The 21498-nt window shown below is 39.4% G+C and carries 18 protein-coding genes; 8 read left to right on the top strand and 10 right to left on the bottom strand.

Annotated features, from left to right (window positions below; genetic code table 11):
• Positions 1–27: 27 nt before the first annotated feature.
• A complete protein-coding gene (locus AAV96_RS11465) occupies positions 28–2928 on the bottom strand; it encodes a valine--tRNA ligase (RefSeq protein WP_046739382.1) in 2901 nt (966 codons plus the stop codon).
• A 204-nt stretch (positions 2929–3132) separates the two neighbouring features.
• Between AAV96_RS11465 and AAV96_RS11460 the strand changes: the two genes are divergently transcribed.
• From AAV96_RS11460 to AAV96_RS11445, 4 genes are all read left to right on the top strand, one after another.
• On the top strand, positions 3133–3813 hold the full coding sequence (locus AAV96_RS11460; RefSeq protein ID WP_046739381.1) for a hypothetical protein: 681 nt from the start codon (positions 3133–3135) through the stop codon (positions 3811–3813).
• 117 nt (positions 3814–3930) lie between these two features.
• The gene (locus tag AAV96_RS11455; RefSeq protein WP_005214182.1) at positions 3931–4593 is read left to right on the top strand and encodes a hypothetical protein; all 663 of its coding nucleotides are present in this window, start codon (positions 3931–3933) and stop codon (positions 4591–4593) included.
• Positions 4594–4611: 18 nt separating this feature from the next.
• On the top strand, positions 4612–5418 hold the full coding sequence (locus tag AAV96_RS11450) for an SDR family NAD(P)-dependent oxidoreductase (RefSeq protein WP_046739380.1): 807 nt from the start codon (positions 4612–4614) through the stop codon (positions 5416–5418).
• Entirely contained in the window at positions 5415–6122 is a 708-nt protein-coding gene (locus AAV96_RS11445; RefSeq protein WP_046739379.1) for an ATP-binding domain-containing protein, read from the top strand. The genes AAV96_RS11450 and AAV96_RS11445 overlap by 4 nt, the downstream gene beginning before the upstream one ends.
• A 39-nt stretch (positions 6123–6161) precedes the next feature.
• Here the strand turns inward: AAV96_RS11445 and AAV96_RS11440 are convergent, their stop codons facing one another.
• From AAV96_RS11440 to sdsA, 8 genes are all read right to left on the bottom strand, one after another.
• The gene (locus AAV96_RS11440) at positions 6162–6596 is read right to left on the bottom strand and encodes a YbjQ family protein (RefSeq protein ID WP_004664511.1); all 435 of its coding nucleotides are present in this window, start codon (positions 6594–6596) and stop codon (positions 6162–6164) included.
• A gap of 8 nt (positions 6597–6604) precedes the next feature.
• On the bottom strand, positions 6605–6955 hold the full coding sequence (locus AAV96_RS11435; protein ID WP_004664510.1) for a YbjQ family protein: 351 nt from the start codon (positions 6953–6955) through the stop codon (positions 6605–6607).
• A gap of 110 nt (positions 6956–7065) precedes the next feature.
• Positions 7066–8526: a multidrug efflux RND transporter AdeIJK outer membrane channel subunit AdeK gene (gene adeK / locus AAV96_RS11430; RefSeq protein ID WP_046739406.1), complete on the bottom strand. Its 1461-nt coding sequence runs from the start codon at positions 8524–8526 to the stop codon at positions 7066–7068.
• Positions 8527–8531: 5 nt separating this feature from the next.
• Positions 8532–11705 (bottom strand): multidrug efflux RND transporter permease subunit AdeJ, encoded by a 3174-nt coding sequence (gene adeJ, locus AAV96_RS11425; protein ID WP_004664507.1) that lies wholly within the window; start codon positions 11703–11705, stop codon positions 8532–8534.
• Positions 11706–11717: 12 nt separating this feature from the next.
• Positions 11718–12974 carry an efflux RND transporter periplasmic adaptor subunit gene (locus tag AAV96_RS11420; RefSeq protein ID WP_005214172.1) on the bottom strand — a complete coding sequence of 419 codons (1257 nt, stop codon included), beginning with the start codon at positions 12972–12974 and terminating at the stop codon, positions 11718–11720.
• A complete protein-coding gene (locus AAV96_RS11415; protein ID WP_004664505.1) occupies positions 12961–13611 on the bottom strand; it encodes a phosphatase PAP2 family protein in 651 nt (216 codons plus the stop codon). Before AAV96_RS11415 ends, AAV96_RS11420 begins: the two co-directional genes overlap by 14 nt.
• A 152-nt stretch (positions 13612–13763) precedes the next feature.
• Entirely contained in the window at positions 13764–15815 is a 2052-nt protein-coding gene (locus tag AAV96_RS11410) for a site-specific recombinase (protein WP_046739378.1), read from the bottom strand.
• Positions 15816–15829: 14 nt separating this feature from the next.
• Positions 15830–16807 carry an All-trans-nonaprenyl-diphosphate synthase gene (gene sdsA, locus AAV96_RS11405; RefSeq protein ID WP_046739377.1) on the bottom strand — a complete coding sequence of 326 codons (978 nt, stop codon included), beginning with the start codon at positions 16805–16807 and terminating at the stop codon, positions 15830–15832.
• Between the two features lie 449 nt (positions 16808–17256).
• Between sdsA and rplU the strand changes: the two genes are divergently transcribed.
• Together rplU and rpmA are read left to right on the top strand one after the other, a co-directional pair.
• The gene (gene rplU, locus AAV96_RS11400) at positions 17257–17568 is read left to right on the top strand and encodes a 50S ribosomal protein L21 (protein WP_004664501.1); all 312 of its coding nucleotides are present in this window, start codon (positions 17257–17259) and stop codon (positions 17566–17568) included.
• A 17-nt stretch (positions 17569–17585) separates the two neighbouring features.
• Positions 17586–17840 (top strand): 50S ribosomal protein L27, encoded by a 255-nt coding sequence (gene rpmA / locus AAV96_RS11395; protein ID WP_004640422.1) that lies wholly within the window; start codon positions 17586–17588, stop codon positions 17838–17840.
• A gap of 73 nt (positions 17841–17913) precedes the next feature.
• On the opposite strand, the gene AAV96_RS11390 is transcribed toward rpmA, so the two are convergent.
• Positions 17914–18777 carry a pirin family protein gene (locus tag AAV96_RS11390; protein ID WP_046739376.1) on the bottom strand — a complete coding sequence of 288 codons (864 nt, stop codon included), beginning with the start codon at positions 18775–18777 and terminating at the stop codon, positions 17914–17916.
• Positions 18778–19074: 297 nt separating this feature from the next.
• On the opposite strand from AAV96_RS11390, the gene lolA reads away from it, so the two are divergent.
• Entirely contained in the window at positions 19075–19773 is a 699-nt protein-coding gene (gene lolA, locus AAV96_RS11385; RefSeq protein WP_004664497.1) for an outer membrane lipoprotein chaperone LolA, read from the top strand.
• A gap of 187 nt (positions 19774–19960) precedes the next feature.
• Positions 19961–21436: a carotenoid oxygenase family protein gene (locus AAV96_RS11380; RefSeq protein WP_046739375.1), complete on the top strand. Its 1476-nt coding sequence runs from the start codon at positions 19961–19963 to the stop codon at positions 21434–21436.
• Positions 21437–21498 lie beyond the last annotated feature (62 nt).

Genomic DNA, 21498 nt, shown 5'->3' with positions numbered 1-21498 from the left:
GGGGATTTTTTGAATCAAATTACAGCATTAAAGCGCTGCAATCTGCTCCATATTCGCTTTAATCTTCACTAACTGATCAGCAAATTCAGCCAATTTCGCTTTTTCACCTTCAACTACAGCAGCAGGTGCTTTCGCCACAAAACCTTCATTGCCCAGTTTAGTTGCAATTTGATCATGTTGCTTTTGAACTTTGTCTAAGTCTTTTTGTAGGCGACCAAGTTCCGCTTTCGGGTCAATTAAACCTTTCATTGGAACAAATACAGACACGTGACCCACAACAGATGAAGATGACAATGGTGGTTGCTCAGCATCAGCCAAGAAAGTAATGCTTTCTACTTTTGCTAGAGCTTTAAAGAGCGCTTCAATACGTGTGATCTGTGCTTTTTCAGCTTCCGTTGTGTTTTGAAGCAACACTGGTAATAAACGTGCATTACCTAAGCCCATTTCACCACGGATGTTACGCACCGCACCAATCAAACCTTGTAACCATTGCATGTCCGCTTCAGCTTGCTCATTGATTTTCTCTTGAGCAGGCACAGGATATGCCGCAGTCATAATGGTTTTGCCTTCAATACCGAGCATTGGCGCAAGAGTTTGCCAAATTTCTTCAGTCAAGTACGGCATAATCGGGTGAGCTAAACGTAAAGACGCTTCCATCACTGCCAATAACACACGACGAACTTCAGCTTTACGCTCTTCAGACACTTCAGCATCGTTCAATACTGGTTTGGTGAGTTCTACATACCAATCGCAGTATTCATTCCAAATAAAGTCGTAGATCGCTTGTGCAGCTAAATCTAAACGGTAGGTTGCAAAGGCTTGTTGAACCGCAGCTTCAGCTTTTTGTAGACGGCTGATAATCCATTGTTCAGGTAACTCCCAAAGATCAGGACGAGCAGTTTGACCAACGGTTTGACCTTCAACATTCATTAATACGAAACGGGTTGCGTTCCAGATTTTATTACAAAAGTTACGATAACCTTCAACACGCTTCATATCGAATTTGATGTCGCGACCCGTGTTCGCAAGTGCACAGAAGGTGAAACGAACGGCGTCTGTACCGTAAGCCTGAATGCCTTCTGGGAATTCTTTACGGGTTGATTTTTCAATCTTCGCTGCTTGTTTCGGGTTCATTAAACCTGTAGTACGTTTTTGTACTAAAGTTTCAAGATCTACACCATCAATCAAGTCGAGTGGGTCAAGTACGTTACCTTTCGACTTAGACATCTTCTGACCTTCGCCATCACGAACTAAACCATGTACATAGACAGTTTTGAACGGAACTTGTGACGTACCATCTTCATTTTTCATGAAGTGCATGGTCATCATGATCATGCGTGCAACCCAGAAGAAGATAATGTCAAAACCAGTCACTAATACATCAGTCGGGTGGAAGGTATTGAGGAAATAGTTTTCCGCATCTTTTGCTTTGTCGCCAGTCCAACCTAAAGTTGAGAATGTCCAAAGTGCAGAAGAGAACCATGTATCCAATACATCTTCATCTTGACTCAATACAACATCAGTAGGGATGTTGTTATTGGCACGAACTTCTGCTTCGTCACGACCAACGAATACATTACCTTCAGCATCGTACCAAGCTGGAATACGATGACCCCACCAAAGCTGACGTGAAATACACCAGTCTTGAATGTTGTTCATCCACGCCATGTACATGTTGCTGTACTGCTCAGGTACAAATTTGATGTCACCATCTTTCACCGCTTTAATAGCTGGCTCAGCAAGCGGTGCAATTTTGACATACCATTGGTCAGTCAATAATGGCTCAACGATCACACCTGAACGGTCACCGCGAGGTGGTTTAAGCGTATAAGGTTGAATTTGATCTAACCAGCCTTCAGCTTCAGCTTGTTCAACCAATTTCTTACGTGCAGCAAAACGCTCTAAACCAATGTAGTCTGCTGGTGCAGCAATGGTTTTAGAAATCTGTTCGCCTGCTTTGGCGATGTATTCAAACTCAGCCAAAACTTCTGCATTTTTATTGAAGATATTGATGATTGGCAATTCACAACGCTTACCAACTTCATAGTCATTGAAATCATGTGCAGGCGTAATTTTTACACAGCCTGTACCGAATTCTTTATCAACATATTCATCTTTAACAATTGGAACTGCACGACCTGTAATTGGCAGGATAATGTTCTGACCTACAAGGTGTGAATAACGCTCATCATCAAGTGCAACAGCAACGGCGGTATCGCCTAATAAAGTTTCAGGACGTGTAGTTGCGACAACAATGTGATCTTTACCATCGTGCGTGCGGAGTGATTTGTCTTCAAAGAAGTATTTGAAGTGCCACAATGAGCCTGCTTCTTCTTTGTCTGATTCAACTTCAAGATCAGAAAGGGCAGTTTGTAATTTTGGATCCCAGTTTACCAAACGTTTACCGCGGTAAATTAAGCCATCTTCATGTAGTTTAACGAAGACTTCTTTCACTGCATTCGATAAGCCTTCATCCATGGTGAAACGTTCACGTGACCAGTCAACAGAAGAACCTAAACGGCGAATTTGACGAGTAATTGTACCACCAGATTGTTCTTTCCATTCCCAAATCTTTTCAATGAACTTTTCACGACCTAAGTCATGACGGCTGATGTTTTGTGCGCCAAGCTGACGTTCTACTACCATTTGTGTTGCAATACCGGCATGGTCAGTACCCGGTTGCCATAAGGTATTTTTACCAGACATACGGTTATAGCGAGTCAAAGCATCCATGATGGCATTGTTAAAACCATGACCCATGTGCAAGCTGCCCGTGACGTTTGGTGGTGGAATCATGATACAGAATGATTCACCTTGACCTGAGGGTTTGAAATAACCTTGTTGTTCCCAGATTTGGTACCACTTCTTTTCGATCTCAGTTGGATCGTAAGTAGTTGCAATATTTTGAGCAGATTGAGCGTCAGTCATAGTACAGAAGATTAAAATTGAATAAAAAATTAGATCTATTGTAGCAAAAAAATGATGAATATTTTCATCAAAAAAAGTTGATGAAAATAGTTGGTTTTTTTCTTGAAAAAAGTTAGATTTATGTGTGTTACATCACACAATTAAAAATGTTTAAGCATAAAACAACGATATAAAAATATTAAAACTTAAAAAAGGACGGTTACGATGAGTTATTCAATTCTATTAAAAATCAATGAAGTAACTTATGATAAGTTTGAGACGATTCGTCAGCAACTCAATGATGGAACGAGTGCGAGTCAATCTAGAGTTCTAGGTGAGGTACTTTCAGAAATTGCTTGTGACATCGTAGAACAAGTTTTTTCAGTATTATTGATTCAAAATAGTCAACCTACAGCGATATCGCAGAAATATAAGACTGAATCTGAAAAAGTAATTCAACAAATTATTGGTGCAGTACGTCGATATATGCCTTGGTCAATCGCACTATTTGGTAATGAGCGGCTTTGTCCTTTTGTGAACTATTTTTCTAATATGATTAAATATCATGATCAGCAAGTTTATGTATCTTATCCCATTGATCGAAACCTAGTACTACAGGCACACGCGTTAGTTGCACAGATCAAAAACAATGAAATCAATGATATGGCTGATGTGTTCCATACTTTGATTCAGATTGTAGACTTAGGTGTAACTAATCTAATTCGTGAGCCAAAAAAATGCCTAAATTTCAATAAGGTGGTGGATAAAACTTTAAATGGGGTGATTCATATAACAGCACAACTCAGTTATAAGCGTTTAGAGAAAATGAGTAACCAAGTAGATTCAAATACGGCAACAGATTGCGTTAATCACTTTTTGGCATTTATGCATGTTGATCGTGAATAGAATGTGGTAAATTCAGCACTTGAAAAGCCAAAAATGAAAGAAAAACAGAATCTAAGGATGAATAAGGGCTTATTAAATAAGCCCTTATTTTATGGAATCTAGAATAGGGTTATTAGAATGAAAACTGATGTTTTTTTAAATATTCATGCCGATACATACGCGCGATTTGCTCATATCCGTACGCAGCTCTTACAAGGTAGTAAAGAAAGCCAAGCAAATGCATTGGGGGCAGTTTTATCTGAAATTGCATGTGAAGTGATTGAACAAGTTTTTATGGTGCTATTACAAGACAATCAACATCACTCACTCACAGGTGAATCTGAAAAAGTGATTCAGCAGATTTTAGAAGCAATCCGAAAATATATGCCATGGTCAGTGTCATTCTTTGGCAATGATCGTCTAGTTCCATTGGTTGAATATTTATCTAAAACAATTCGAGTTGAAGATGAGTCGGTATATATGACTTATCCGATTGAGCAACAGTTGACTCAACAGGTTAAAGCTTCGAGTCAAAAATTGGCTGAAGGTGAAAGTCGGGAAATTGCGAATTCACTTAAATTACTGACAGAAGTGATTGATGTTGGAGTAACTCATTTAATTCGTGAGCCTAAAAAGAGCTTAAAATTTAATTTTGTAGTCGATAAAACTTTAAATGGCGTAATTAATATGACGACTCATTTAGGGTATAAGCGTTTAGAGAAATTAGGTACTCAACTTGATCAACAGGTTGCGGCAACTTATGTAGATTACTTTCTTAAATTTATGCGTCACCCTGCATAAATAAAGGAGATATATGACATGGCGAAACTTAAAAGTCTTGAAAATAAAGTCGTATGGATTACAGGTGCATCTTCAGGTTTAGGTAAAGCTTTGGCACGGGAGTGCGCTTTACAAGGTGCTCAAGTTGTACTGACTTCACGCCGTTATGATGAGTTGGAATCGGTTCGAGTGGGTTTACTTAAGCCTGAACAGCATCTTTCAATCGCTGCTGATATTACCGATGAGGCTCAAGTCCGCCATGCACATGAACAAGTTCTCGCTACTAAAGGACGTATTGATTGGCTGATTAATAATGCAGGCTTGAGTCAGCGTGCGTTGATTGAAGAAACGAGTATGCACACTGAACGTGCCATCATGGAAGTGGATTATTTCTCACAAGTGTTCTTTACCAAAACCGTATTACCAACTTTGCTCAAACAAAAATCAGGTCGGGTAGTGTTTATTTCGAGTGTGGCGGGTCTTTTGGGAACCCAATATCGTGCGACTTATTCTGCGGCTAAGGCTGCAATTCACATGTGGGCCAATAGTTTACGTGCGGAAATCGCTAAAGAGGGAATAGCGGTTTCAGTGGTCTTTCCTGGTTTTGTTAAAACCAATGTTTCATTTAATGCTTTAAATGGTGAGGGCAAACCACAAGGGCATCAAGATGAAGCGATTGAAAATGGTTTAGAAGCAGATGTATTTGCAGAACGTGTCGTTGAATCTTTGATGGCAGGAGATGAATATATTGTTGTTGGTGGGAAAAAGGAACAATTGGGTGTCTTGGTCTCTCGATTATCACCAAACTTGTTATATAAGATGATTCGCAAAATGAAAGTGAAATGAGTGTGAATAAGCGCAAGAAAGCCGTTTTCAATTGGAGTGGTGGTAAAGATTCATCTTTGGCATTGTATAAAGTATTACAGCAGGATGAATTTGAGGTAGTTGCCTTATTAACTACAGTAAATGAAGAAACTGAATTGTCTTCCATGCATGCGATTCCATTTTTATTATTGATGAAGCAAGCTGAAAGTATTGGGATTCCACTTTATCCTGTATTTTTACCCAAAAATCTGCCTGTGTATGAGCAGCGTATGTTAGATGCTGCCAATCATTTTAAAGCGCAAGGTGTTGAACACTTTATCTTTGGTGATATTTACCTGAGCGATGTACGCAAATATCGAGAAGATCGATTGCATCCTTTAGGGATTGAAGTCGTTGAACCGATCTGGAATCTTAATTCGAACGAAGTGATGCAAGATTTTTTAGACTCAGGTATTAAAACTAGAATTATTGTGACTGATGCCAGTAAGCTCGATGAGTCGTTTATTGGTCAAGATATTGATGCTGAACTGATTGCACGAATGCCAAGTGAAGTTGATCTCTGTGGTGAGAATGGTGAATATCATACCTTTGCTTATGCTGGTGGTTTATTCAAGCATCCTGTTGAGTTTGAAATTACTGAGACGCGCCAGATGTCATACGAGTTTAAGTTAGAGAATGGGGAAGAAAAAACCTATCACTATTGGCAAGCGATTTTTGCAACGTAGAATAAAAAATCCTGTGAGTTGCACAGGATTTTTTTAATGTTAATGATGGACTGCCGTACCATAAGCAAATACTTCAACCATACCACCTTGCATACCTAATTCTGTGGTACTAAGACGAACTCCCATAATATGATTTGCGCCTATTCGATCTGCTTCTTGCTTGAGGCGGAGCATGGCTTCACGACGTGCGCGTTCAACCACACTTTCATAACTGGTCAGGCGACCACCAAAAAAGTTCTGAATATTAGCAAGTACATATTTAAAGTAATCATGTGAGATTACAACATTGCTACTCACCAATTGCCCCTTTGCTGATGTTTCAACAAATCGATTGGTATCAATTCGAATATGGGCAAATTGTTTTTCTTTTTCATCTAGTTCACGTAAATGTTTTTGTTCGATATGACGACCAAATCCCCAACCGACTGAAAATAGAATCAAGAAAAGAATAACCTGAAAAATTAATCCACTCATAGACATGCCTAAGCGTTAAATGGATCAGGAAGTTTTGGGGTGATCGGTTGGACTACGACCGCTGTTCCATAGACAAAGAGTTCAGATGCACCTTGAGCGATATTTGAGGTCGAGAAGCGGATTCCGACAACAGCATTTGCACCCAAACTTCGCGCTTTATCAATCATACGTTGAGTTGCTTCTTGACGAGATTCTTCAAGTAATTCTGTATAACCTGTCAGTTCACCACCCACGATGTTTTTCAAACCAGCCATAAGGTCACGACCAACGTGTTTACTACGAACGGTGCTGCCATAAACAACATCTAACTGACGTAAAATAGTATGCCCGGGCATAGATTCTAAACTGCTTAATAACATAGTATTTGTCTAAATCATTGATATGCTATCTTTGAAGATAAGAAAAATTTGCATGTGTTGCAATAAAAAAAGCTCACCGAAGTGAGCTTTTAAACCCAAAATAATCAAAATTATTGAGCGGCGTGAATTTGTGCGCTAGACGGTTGTGGGTTTACAGTTTCACTTGTATTGGCTTTTAAACCTCCACCAAGCGTTTTATAGAGTTCCACTTGGCTATTTAAGTTCGCTTGTTGTAACAACAATAAACCTTGCTCAGCCGAATATGCTGAACGTTGCGCATCTAATACGGTTAAGTAACTATCAATACCTGCACGGAAGCGAGCATTAGAAAGTTTATAAGTCGTATTTGTTGCTTCAACTAAACGACGTTGAGCTGTTAAACGATCACCAATATTGGCACGCGTTGCAAGTGCATCATTCACTTCACGGAAAGCAGACTGTACTGACTTTTCATAGTTAGCAAGTGCAATTTTTTGATCCGTTTCAGAAATCTTCACATTCGCTTTGCGTGTACCCCAATCGAAGATTGGCATGTTAATACTTGGTCCAATAGACCATAACGCATTTCCTGATTTGAATAAATCACTCAAGTCAGTTGATGCATAACCTGCCGAACCAGTCAAACTAATGGTTGGGAATAATTGTGCTTTTGCTGCACCAATATTCGCACCAGCAGCACTGAGTTGATATTCGGCAGCTTTCACGTCTGGACGGTTATTTAACAAATCACTTGGTAAGCCTGCACTTAACGCATTTTGCTGAGTGATGCGAGTCACTTGTTGTTGAGGCAGCAAGTTCTGAGGAACAGGCTGACCAACAAGCAAGTTTAACAAGTTCTGCGCTTGAGCAATTTGTGTTTTGTAGTTAGCAACGTCATTACGCGCAGTTTCAACTGAAATTTGTGCCTGACGCACAGGAATTTCACTATCAATCCCTACATCGAAACGTTTCTTATTCAGATTAAATGAATCTTGTTGCGCTTTGAGGGTTTGATCTGCGAGTTTGAGTTGTGCACTGGCAAATGAATAATTCAACCAAGCTTGGGTGACTTGGCTGATTAAACTGATTTGCGTTGCATCACGTGAACTTTGAGTTGCAAGATAACTGTCTAATGCAGCATCTTTCAAGCTGCGTACGCGTCCCCAGAAATCAAGCTCATAAGAGGTGAGACCTAAACCAACTTGATAAGTTGAATAAGGATTATTTGGATCACGAGAAGGGCTGACTTGGCGCACAGCACTACCACTTGCTCCGATTGTTGGCAATTGATTATTTTCTGAGATTTGATATTGCTGTTGAGCTTTTTGGATATTCAATGCAGCAGTACGTAAATCGCGGTTATTAGCAAGAGCCAAATCAATGACCTGTAATAAACGTTGGTCAGCAAAAAAGTCTTTATAACCTTGTTCAGCAATCGATTTTCCAGAAGCATTACCATAAGACGCGTAGCTTTCAGGAGTATTTGTGCTCACAATAGGCTCTGGCCCACGCATACTTTGGCAGGCAGCCAAAGAGAGCGCGAGTGCAGAGATTGCAATGCCACGACTGGAAATAGACCAAACAGTTTGCATCACGATCAATGCTCCTGAGTATTTAAAGTTTTAGGTTTGTACTTAAAGATACTACGAATCCACACGAAGAATACAGGGATGAAGAAGATACCTAAAAGTGTTGAAGAAATTACACCACCAAGTACACCATAACCGACTGAGTGCTGACTACCAGCACCAGCACCGCTTGCTAAGGCTAATGGTAAAACACCAAAACCAAAAGCAAGTGTTGTCATGATAATTGGACGTAAACGCATTTTTGCAGCATGTAAGGTTGCATCAAATAGATCTTCACCTTGCTCCTGCAATTCTTTAGCAAATTCTACAATTAAAATTGCATTTTTGGCAGAAAGACCTATGACTGCTACGATCGCGACTTGAAAGTAAATATTAAAGGACAGGTTTGGATCGCCCTTAATCACCATACCCAACCATGTCAATGTAAAGGCACCGATAATACCTAAAGGTACAACCAATAATACAGAAATCGGAATTGCCCAACTTTCATATAATGCCGATAGACATAGGAATACAATCAATAACGAAAGAATCAGTAAAGGCAGGGTCTGATTACCAGAATCACGTTCTTCTAAAGATAATCCAGTCCATTCATAGTCGAAGCCTTGTAAGCCCATAGACGGTAACTTACCAATAATTTCTTCCATTGCCAACATCGCATCACCAGAGCTAACACCCGGTGCAGGAGTACCTTGAATGTTGACAGATGATACGCCGTTATAACGTTCTAAACGTGGTGAACCATACGTCCATTCGCCTTTAGCAAATGCTGAGAATGGAACCATTTGACCTTTGTTATTGCGTACATACCATTTGTTTAGGTCTTCTGGCATCATGCGAGTATCCGCTTCACCTTGGACATAAACTTTTTTGACACGACCACGATCAACGAAATCATTGATATAAGAGCCACCCCAAGCCATGCTCATGGTGCTGTTAATATCACTAATACTGACACCCATTGCACCAGCTTGCGCTTGATCAACAGTGATTTTGTATTGAGGTGTATCTTCTTGACCGTTCGGACGAACACCTGCAAGACGTTTGTCTTGTGATGCCATACCTAAAATTGCATTTCGTGCCGCAATCAGTTTTTCATGGCCTTGACCACTGACATCTTTCAGCTGGATATTAAATCCTGATGATACGCCTAATTCTGGCATAGCAGGCAATTGTAATGGCATGATGTAAGAAGCATCTTTTACAATCATATTGAGTGCCATACCACGCTGAATAATCGCACCAATTTGTGATTCAGGTGTTGTACGTTCACTCCAGTCCTTCAATTTAATGAAGGCGAGACCCGCATTTTGACCGACCCCAGTGAACGAGAAACCAGAAACGGTAAAGATCGAATCAACATGATCTTTTTCCTTATGCAGGAAGTAATCGGTCATTGTGGTGATAACTTTATCAGTACGTTCTAAGCTAGCGCTTGGTGGCAACTGAACTAAAGTCATAACTACGCCTTGGTCTTCTTCTGGTAAGAAAGAAGATGGCAACACTTTGTATAGACCAACCAAACCAGCAATCACTACGATATAAATGATCCCAGAGAAAATTTTATGGTGTGTCATACGATTGACACCACCTTGGTATTTCACTGAAAGTTTATCGAAGCTACGGTTAAACCAACGGAAGAAGCGCGCAAAAATATTATTACTTTCTTGCTTGTTCGGATCATGTTGCTTTAACAAAGTCGCACATAGGGCAGGGGTAAACGTTAGTGCAACGATTAAAGATAAAATCATTGCAGTGACTAAAGTGATTGAGAACTGGCGATAAATAACCCCAGTTGTACCACCAAAAAATGCCATTGGTACGAATACCGCTGTTAATACACTGGTAATACCAACCAATGCACCAGAGATTTGCCCCATCGATTTTTCAGTCGCTGCTACAGGCTCCAAGTGCTCCTCTTGCATGACACGTTCGACGTTTTCTACTACAACAATCGCATCATCGACCAACAGACCAATCGCTAGTACCATTGCGAACATCGTCAGCGTATTGATCGAAAAGCCAAAGATATTAATAACAGCAAATGTTCCCAATACAACAACAGGAACCGCAAGGGTCGGAATGATTGTTGCGCGCCAGTTTTGTAAGAACAGGAACATCACGATAAATACCAATACCACAGCTTCAATCAGTGTATGAACTACACTTTCAATAGATAGCTTAATAAATGGCGTTGTGTCATACGCAAGTTTGTCTTTTAAACCACTTGGGTAGTTATTGCGTAGTTCAGATAAGCGCTTTTCAACGGCAGCAGCGGTATCAAGTGCATTCGCACCCGTTGCAAGTTTAATTGCAACACCACCCGCAGGATTACCATTGAATTTAGAATCAAATTGATAGTTATCTGAGCCTAATTCAACACGTGCAACATCACTCAAACGAACTTGTGCGCCATCCGCAGTGTTTTTAAGGAAAATATTTCTAAATTGCTCAGGTGTTTGCAACATACTTTGTGCATTTACAGTCGCATTTAAAATTTGACCCTGAACTGCTGGAGCACCACCTAATTGACCTACTGCAACTTGAGCGTTTTGTGAACGTATAGCCGCAGCAACATCTGAAGGTGTGAGATTAAAGCTGGTAAGTTTCGCTGGATCTAACCAGATACGCATTGCATAAGAACCACCAAATACAGTGACTTCACCGACACCTGCAACACGACTAAGTGGTTCAGAGATATTTGAGTTTACATAGTCTTTAATATCTGATGCAGATAAGCTGCCGTCTGGCGAGTAAAATGCAACAACTTGCATAAAACTTGCACCAGACTTAGTCACTCGGACCCCTTGACGTTGTACGTCTTCAGGTAATAGTGCTGTAGCTGATTGAAGTTTGTTTTGAACTTGAACTTGAGCAATATCTGGATCAATACCTTGTTCAAAGTTTAAATTGATAGATGCTTGACCATTACCTGCACTGTTTGAAGAAATATAACGTAAGCCATCCAAACCATTCATTTGTTGTTCGATGATTTGGGTAACTGTATTTTCAACTGTTTCAGCAGATGCCCCAGGATAAGTTGCGGAAATCGTTACCGTGGGGGGAGCAATTGTTGGATATTGCGCAACGGGCATTTTTGTCAGCGTGAGAATACCCGCCAACATAATGACCAGCGCAATCACCCATGCAAAAATCGGGCGATGGATAAAAAATTGAGCCATGCAATCTACCCCTTAAGCTTGTGAAGTAGCTTTTTGTTCAGCTTTTGGTGAATTGACCTGCTTTTGTTCGCTTGCCTGAGGAGCAGCATTCTGACCTTGAGGTGCTTTTGCTTGTGGTTGATAAGGCTTAGCAGAAACTTCTTGTCCTTCTTTGACCTTAGCAACGCCATCGACTACAACTTTATCACCAACTTTTAAGCCTTCAGTCACAATCCAATCTTGACCTTTTACGCCGACTGTTGTGATAGGGCGAGTTTCAATTGCACCTTTCGCATTTACGATCAGTGCGATTGCTTGACCTGTTGGTAAACGTGTTACAGCCGCTTGAGGAATCAAGTAAGCATTCGGTAGAACTGCTTGAGAAATTTTTGCAGTTGCATACATACCTGGTAATAACAGATGATTTGGGTTTGGGAATACCGCACGTAAAGTCACTGTACCAGTTTCTGGGTTAACGCTAGCGCCAGAAAATGCAAGTTGTCCTTCTAACGGATAATCAGAACCATCTTCAAGTGTAATTTTTACCCGAGTATTGTTGCTATTGTCTAAGCTACCTTTGCTAAGTTGCTGGCGCAGACGCAATAGTTCAGCACTTGATTGATTGATATCAACATAGATTGGGTCAAGTTGTTGAATCGTGACTAAAGGGTCAGCTTGATTTGCTGTGACTAAAGCACCAGAGGTAACTGATGAACGACTCGATTGTCCTGAAATAGGTGCTCGAACAGTTGAATAACCTAAATTAATTTCAGCATTTTTAAGCGCTGCTTGTGATGCTGCGACATCTGCTTCAGCGAGTTGAACTTGAGCATTGATATCATCATATTCTTGTTTAGAAACAGCATTAGTTCCAACCAATTGACGATAACGACCTTCTTTCACACGCAGCGCATTTAGATTTGCTTGCTGACGCAGTAAGGTTGCACGAGCACTATCAGCAGTTGCACGATTTGTATTCGCATCAATTTCATAGAGTGCTTGACCTGCTTGTACATAACTGCCTTCAGCAAATAAACGCTTTAAAATGACGCCGCCTGTTTGTGGACGAACTTCTGAAATTTGATATGCAGACGTTCGACCCGAAAGTTCTACGTTTTGTTCAACGCTTTGTGGTTGTGCAACGATGACACCGACTTCTGGAGGTGGCATTTTTTGTGCAGCAGCAGTTTGCTGTGCATTTTTAGGATCTTTGCTACAACCAACAAGCGCAATGCTTGTTGCTAATGCGCAAGCAGTCAGGGCAGGTGCCCAAAGCTTAGCCGACATCATTATTCCACCTCAATTTAGATTTCTTATCTAAAAACAAATTGTTGCTGAAATTGCTTTGATACAGCCAAAACCAAAGCAATGAAGTCCAAATCAACCCAATTCCCCAACCCGTGAGTACGTCAGTCGGAAAGTGAACCCCTGCGTAAACTCTAGATATCCCCATGAAAATAAACCATAACGTAGATACTAAAATGACACTAATGCGATATTTATGTTGCTGAAGCAATAGCATCATTAAACTCGCAAGGGTTGCTGCATACAGGCTATGGGCACTTGGGAATGATGCGCCATAGCTTTGAACTAAGTGATAAAACTCCAAGGGTCTTGGTCGATCAATACTCCATTTCAGAAGCCAACCAATCACAATACTTCCACCCACACTCAAAGTGATAAAAATCACATTCTTATAGTTTTTAATCCAAGTTTGATAAAGACACAAAAAAGTGGTTAAAAATAATAAAAATGGCATCCCACCTAATAGAGAAAGTAGAATTGTCACGTGGTTAAGCGTCAATGAACGGTGTTCAAAAAAAGCTTGAACACTAAAAAGGTCTAAATTTGATGTGTTTGGAAAAATGAACCCAATCACACCCAATCCTAAAAAAAAGCAACCAATACAAAGCAGTAGGTACGGCATGCGAACCTCATTTTTTGCTTAACCATTGTTCAGGGTTATCGAATGTTTTGAAGTGTACTCGTGAGTACACTTTTGGTCAAGTCTTGAAATTTTATGATAATTTCATTTTCATATTTTTATAAGCTTCATTAAAAAAACATAACAAAATTCGATTAATGTCTCACTTTTTGCTCAGTTTTATTTTGTTCTTCTAACTGTACAGGTTGGCTAGGGGGCCAAAAAAAGTCACTTGGTCGAGTTAAGAAATGAGTCATCACTAATTTTGCGAGTGGTTTCCATTGAGCGAAGCGCACGCGGCGGGCACGAAGTGCAACAATAATTGTCAATGTAAAGCTGACAAATAAGTTAGTCAGGCCGATTAGCATAACCCCTAAAAAAGACACGATGATTAAACCAATATCAGGGCTACCGATGGTCATAAGGCCTTGAATAAAATTGGCAGATGCAAAGGCAATATGTCGAATATCTAAAGGTAAGCCAAGAATAAAACCAATCGTTCCCATACTGCCAAGCATGATCCCAAAAAGAAAATTACCAGCTAAAGCCCCAAGATTGGTTTCAATATAATTGGCAAATTTATCTAAACGCTGTTGCCCCATCCAGCGTTTCAAACGCTGGTGTTGTTTTAAGCGAGGACCAACCTTTCTGTAGACGGCCAAATTATCGAAGTAGCCTGCAAGTAGTCCTGAGAAAAATAAGCATATTCCAGCAATTGCAGCATGGGGTACAGCTAACGAAGTAAATGGATTTAGATCATGTAAGGTTTTGGTTGCTTTTGTTGATGAAAGCAAAGGTTCATGTAGATTGTATTGCCATAAAAAAGTAATTAAAGCTGCTACTGGTATAGCAATCGAAATGTTACCGAGGATTGCAATAAATTGAGTTCGAATAATGTTGATAATCAGAGCAGCCAATTCAGCAATTTGAGCTGTTTTACTGCCTTTTTGATGTTGTACTGTTGCGGCAAGTGCTGCCGCTGTCATCGCGGGTTGTTTAGTCGCAACGGTAAAGTGTAAGACATGGATAAGCATGAAGCCTAATGCATAATTCATACTATATAAAAAAGCATGTGTAAAAGGTGCGAGCACTAAACGAGCAGTTAAAATCTTTAAAGTGGCCATCGTTGCGATAATTGCACCAGCACCTGCTGCTGCTTTATACATACCAAAAAAGCCAGCTTTATCCGTACTTACATAATGTTCACCTGTTTTACTTGCATTTTCAGTGACCTGTAATGCAATCAGCTCACTGGTTGAGCTGAGTAAATGACGAACACTTTTTTCATCATAATGTGCCTTGGTGAAGTCGGTGAGTAATTCACCCAGTGCAAGATAGCGTATCTCATTCTTACTTGCCAATAAGCTCAATAAAAGTTCAATACGATCAATTGCTTGCTCAAGTAGAGACAATAAATAGGTTAAGCTAACACTCACACCAATACGTTTAGTTGCACGGCGAATTTTGAGCACAACTTCACGACATTGATCTAGCATCACGAATGCCTGAGATGCATCAGGTGGTGGCATTACAACAACTGCATCTTGATCATCAATTTGTTTTTTATATTTCTCGATGAATTCAACAATTTCTCGATTTTGAACTAAGAAGGGAGATTCATATTCAATAATATCTGGCTGAGCATTAATAAATTCAGGATATAAACCTATGCCACTGATTCGATAAGACAAAACGGTAATCGCTTTGATTAACTCATTTTTAGAAATTTGTTTTTCAATCGTATTGCTTTGGCATTCGGCCAACAGATTAAATATAGTGATCCAGTCTTGATTCTCAATCAGATCAAGCCATTGACTATCTGTTTCTTGGTGAAATACTTTTCCAATAAGAGTCTTTAACTGCTGACCATCTTCAACCAATGGAAGAAAGTGCGCGCCAAGGCGTTGACTCAGCTGATTCCAAAAGCCATCCAATGAAAGAATACCACTATCAGCATATAAGCTAATCTGTTTGTATTGGCTAATCAGTTTGAATAAGAAATTTTGTAATAGGAGCGCAGACGTCGGCGTCAATAATAATATTTTGATGAAGCCCTGAATCTGTTGTTTAACTTCGTCCGCATCCTTTGGATTTTTTGGCCGTAAGCGGTTAATTAATTCGATGATAGTATTTTCATCTAAAACAGCTTGGTTTTGATCAAGCTGTTCCTGCATTTTTAAAAATAAATCAGATAAAGTTAAATGCATAGGCACTCATAAAATTATTGAAGTCGATGTAAGGCCATTAAGGTCAAATTAATCAGTGCTTGGCGATATTCATTATCTGGTAGCGCTTTAAGCGCTTCTAAAGCTGCATCCGTTTCTTGTTGGGCACGTTTTTGACAGTAGTCTAAGCCGCCTGAGTTGTGAACAATTTCAATGACTTTGTCCAAATGTTCGATACCACCTGTCGCGATACTGCGACGAATAATCGCATGATCATCTCCAGTTGAATGAGCTAATGCTGAAATTAACGGTAAAGTCGGTTTACCCTCCATTAAATCATCACCAATATTTTTACCTAATGTGTCGGCATCAGAGGTGTAGTCCAAAATATCATCAATAATTTGGAAGGCATTACCAAAATGACCAGCAAAACGACGCAAAGGCTCTCGATATTCTTCAGTGCCAGCTAAAATTGCTGCGCCTTCTGTTGCAAGCTCAAATAAACGCGAAGTTTTACCGTGAATAATTTTGAGATAGGTTTCTTCAGTGGTTTCAGGTTGATGTTGTGATTGTAGTTGAAGGACTTCCCCCTCAGCAATTTCACAGGTTCCTGTTGAAAAATCTTTCAGTAAGGTAATGTTATTGAGATCAACTAGTAAGTCGAAAGCACGCGCGATTAGAAAGTCACCGACCAAAACTGCAGTTTGATTATTCCAAGTGGCATTTGCGGTTGGGCGGCCACGGCGTAAGTTGGATTCATCAACGACATCATCATGCACCAATGTTGCAGTGTGTAGCATTTCGATAATTGCAGCTAAATGTTGAGCATGTTCCATATTTGCGACACCGCAAGCACGAGCAGCAAGTAAACACATGATTGGGCGCATACGTTTACCGCCAGCTTCAACAACATGTTTACTGACAGACATAACAAGACCAACTTTAGAACTTATACCTTCATTGATAAGGTGATCCATCGCAGCAAAATCTGTCGCAACAGGGGAGAGAATGTCTTGCTTGAAATCGATAACCATATGAAGGAAAACCTCGTATAGGTGGATAATGTTGCCAAGTGTATCAATTAATTTATTGCTAAACAGTTATACAAGTCATGTAATCTGTGATTTACAACAAGACGGTGAGTTTTTTGGTCTTAATTTAGGCAAATAAAGGCAATTCTCTATAAACCGATATCACTCTACTTATGACTTGATAAAAACACAGTTTGTTATTGTCGCAATTTGTTTTTAAAAATGTATTTCAAATTTTGATCAGAATCAATCAAAACAAGCCGACATCAATCTAATTGATTTCATTAAAAAATCCAAGCAACTTATCAATATCTTTGCATTTGTGCAAAATGACTTGTTGTTTGATCAATTTTCACTTAAAATTTGTCCCCTTGTATAACCCCAGTGGCGTTCGTTTTAAGCTCGGTATATCCCTTTATCGACACGACGACACGGGCATGTTGGAGTACATTATGTACGCAGTAATCCAAAGCGGTGGTAAACAGCACCGTGTTGTTGAGGGTGAAACCCTTAAAGTAGAATTGTTGAAAGCAGAAACTGGTTCAACTATTACGTTTGATGACGTATTGATGGTTGTTAACGGTGACAGCATTCAAATCGGTGCTCCAGTAGTAGCTGGCGCAAAAGTAACTGCAGAAGTAGTTGGCCATGGTCGTCACGACAAAATTCGCATCATCAAAATGCGTCGTCGTAAACACTACCGTAAGCAACAAGGTCACCGTCAATGGTTTACCGAGTTGAAAATTACTGGTATCGCAGGCTAACTCAGGAGTAAATAGACATGGCAACTAAAAAAGCCGGTGGATCGACGAAGAACGGTCGTGATTCGAATCCTAAGATGTTAGGTGTTAAAGTTTACGGTGGTCAAACTGTAACTGCTGGTAACATCATCGTTCGTCAACGTGGTACAGAATTCCACGCTGGTGCAAATGTTGGTATGGGTCGTGACCATACTTTATTTGCTACTGCTGACGGCGTAGTAAAATTTGAAGTGAAAGGTCAATTTGGCCGTCGCTATGTAACTGTTGAAGCTTAAGCTTTAATGGTTCAAAAAAACCCGCTTTTAGCGGGTTTTTTATTGGTCTTCATTTTGAAATGGATCATTAGTTTTAGTACTTGCCAAATACACCCGTTTTTAAGTCTTCATAGGCTTGTAGAATTTCTTCATAACTATTCATTACGAAAAAACCATGCCCATTAACAGGTTCCTGTAAAGGTGGAGCAGATAGAAATAAGATGTCGCAATTTTCTAAAGCGGTGATTGAAACATCGGTTTCAAAACTAGACATCATCGCGATGGCTTGTTCCTCTAAAAGGTCTTCATCTTCAGCAAATTGCGCTTTACCGCGACGTAAATAAACTAATGTTGTATCTTCATGAGCTGCTGGCAGAATAATTTGATGTCCTTTATTTAAATGAACATCAAACACATTCATTGGACTAAATGTTTGAGCAATACCTTGAATATTTTCAAATTGCCCTGCAACAATACGCACATAACCAGCATCGTGTTCTAATAATATTTTTGGAATCGTATTATTCGATAAGCTTTGATAGCGAGGGCGTGACATTTTATCTTTAGCTGGTAAATTGACCCATAATTGCACCATTTCAAAATAGCCGCCTTGCTCTCTGAATTCTGGGCTGAAATGTTCAATATGCTGTACCCCAGAGGCAGCTGTCATCCACTGCACATCACCTTGTTTAATAATCCCCCCGTGCCCAATTGAATCTTGATGCTCTAATTCCCCAGCAAAAACGAAGGTCACGGTTTCAAAACCACGATGAGGGTGTTCGTGGACACCTTTTTTATTACTTTTAGGCTCTAAAATACCAGGTCCAAGATGATCTAAGAGTAAAAAAGGTGAAGTGGTATTACCCAACTCTTGATAGGAAAATACGGAAAGAGCAGGATAAAAGTCACCGATGGCAAAGCGGGTATCATTACGGTGAATAAAGGCAAGGCTTTTCATTCGTTATACTTCTAAATAGAGCTTATAGTAGACTAACAAAATCTAATTTTTCGTCTAGCATATTGTTGATAAACAGTTTCTCATTTCAGACATAATCAGTAAAAATGTATTCTTCTTGGATCTTTATCGCTAAGCACTTTTATTATTACAATTTCTACATAAAGGCTGTAACTTCATACATAATGCAGAACTTTGCGACACGAATTACACAAAACCAATGCTTTTCTTCATTTTTTAAATGATCAAAAACAGTAAGATGTCGTCATAACAGTAAAAATCTGATAGAAGGTTCATTTTATGAATTTCGTAAAAAAAATCGCTTATGCAACAACTTTAAGTGTAGCTACACTTGCTCCTGTTGTGAGTAGTCAGGTATTTGCTGCACCCGTGGCTGCATCGACTCAGCAGGCGACGAATAGTTTGGTTCAACAACTCTCTGGATTACAAAGATTCACAGCAGATTTTGAACAAAGTACCAAAGTAGCTGCGAGTAATAAAGCAGTTCAGAAAAAAGGTTTAACTGCTCAACATATGAATCAGACTTTTAAAGGTTCAATGAAAGTTGAACGACCTGGAAAGTTTTATTGGGAAACCACAAGTCCTGCTAAACAAACGATTGTGACCACAGGTAAAGTAGTCTGGATTTATGATCCTGATCTTCAACAAGCTGTACGTCAAAGTTTGGATGATCAAATTGCGAATACCCCAGCGCTTTTACTGTCAGGGAATACCAATCAGATTATGCAATCTTATCGCGTAACGCAGCCTGATCGTAGTAAGCTTTATTATACTTTGTATCCAAAACAAGAGGATGGAGCATTTCAAAGTTTAACGATTAGTTTTGGTGCAAATAAGGCACCTAACTTAATGGTCTTACAAGATTCTTTAGGTCAAACAACGAATGTTCGCTTTACTAATGTAAAAGTTAATCCAACTATTCCTGCATCAGTTTTTAATTTCACGCCACCGAAAGGTACGGATATTATTGATCAGTAAGTGATGAAGGATAAGTGAAAAGCAACCTGTGGGTTGCTTTTTTATGATAGGACGACATTAATAAAAGTTTTCTTTAGAAGTTCAACAGTCTAGAGATTAATACTCTCTATTCATCTTGAAGTTTATTGGATTTAAAAGATGGTTTATTTTATTCTTAGATAATAATTCAAGAATATTTTTAATAAAAATGAAAGATTTGGCTGATCAGAAAGCAATTCATAATTATCCTAAAATGACAGTGTTGAAATCGCTGAAGAATGTTTTAAAACAAAAATTGATTAGGATTATTGGTTTATTCTTAAGACGACATGCCTCTCGTAATGAGAAGGATATTTATCAAAAAATTGTATACCGACCTGTAAATGAAACTGAAATTTCAAACTTTAAAGTGACTGGAGAAATCCCAAAGCACTTGCATGGGTTATTACTGCGAATTGGTTCAAATCCAATCTATGTCAAAAAATTAACATTATTTGAATGGTATCTGGGTGACGGTATGGTCCACGGACTTAAACTACAAAATGGAGAAGCGATCTGGTTTAAAAGCAAAATGATTGCAACAGATATAGTTCAGGAAAATAAAAAACAGCAATCTATACAGGGGTATAGGAGGGGGGCTCATGATGTTATTAATACAAATATCTTTAAGCATGCTGGAAAACTGTGGGCAGTGATCGAGGCGGGTGCTTTCCCAATCTGCTTGGACTATGAACTAAATGCGGAACGTTATCAGCTTTTTAATAGTGATGCGGATCTGCCGTTTACCGCACATCCTCGTAAGGATCAGAAAACGGGGCACTTACATGCAATTTGTTACGATGCTCTTGATCGTAAAAATGCCTATTATCAAGTGATTGATGGGAAGGGTGAGTTGATTCATGTGACCCAAATTTTTTTACAACATGGTCCTATGATTCATGATTGCCTCATAACAGAACAGGATGTGATCGTTTTTGATTTTCCTCTCACATTTTCCCTCACTCGGTTATTTACAGGCAAGAGCGTGCCTTATCAATGGAATGAACAACATCAAGCGCGCATTGGTATTTTAGCGAAGTATGGAGAAGCTGAGAGTATCCGCTGGATCAATATTTCTCCTTGTTTTATTTTCCATGCTGCGAATGCTTTTCGAGATGAGAAAAGCCAAATTATATTAGATGTTTTAGTTCATAAAAATGATTTTGAACATTCTCAACATGCGGCCTATGAGGATCAACATGCGATATTGGAACGTTGGATAATTGATTCGAATTTAAAGTGCATCAATCGAGTTATTGTGGATACTGATATTCAGGAATTTCCAAAAATTGATGAGCGTTATACGGGGAATTCCTACCGTTATTTATATACTTTGGGTTTTCCACAAGATGGCTTATTCAATGTTTTGAAAATCCATGATTTGGTTTTAGAAACCAACCGCACTTATGATTTCGGTCAGCAGTGGATCGTGGGTGAGGTAACATTCGTACCTGAGCATTTTCAAAGTGCTGAGGGACAAGGTTATTTAATGACGTATTTACACCACATACATGGCGAAGCCTCAAAAGTGGCGATACTTAAAGTGAAAGGCGTAGAGATGAGTGTTCAAGCTGAAATAGAATTGGGAGTCCGTGTGCCGTTAGGTTTTCACTGTAACTGGGTTGGTTTTGAAAAACAGGAATAAGTTTCATAATTGATGACTGGCTGGAAATGTAGATACATTTCTTAATTTCATCTATAGGCAAG

The sequence above is a fragment of the Acinetobacter sp. AG1 genome, assembly GCF_001005525.1.
GTDB classification, from domain to species: domain Bacteria; phylum Pseudomonadota; class Gammaproteobacteria; order Pseudomonadales; family Moraxellaceae; genus Acinetobacter; species Acinetobacter modestus.
The sequence above is the reverse complement of the archived record's forward strand: the minus strand, read 5'-3'. Positions and strand labels throughout refer to the sequence as shown.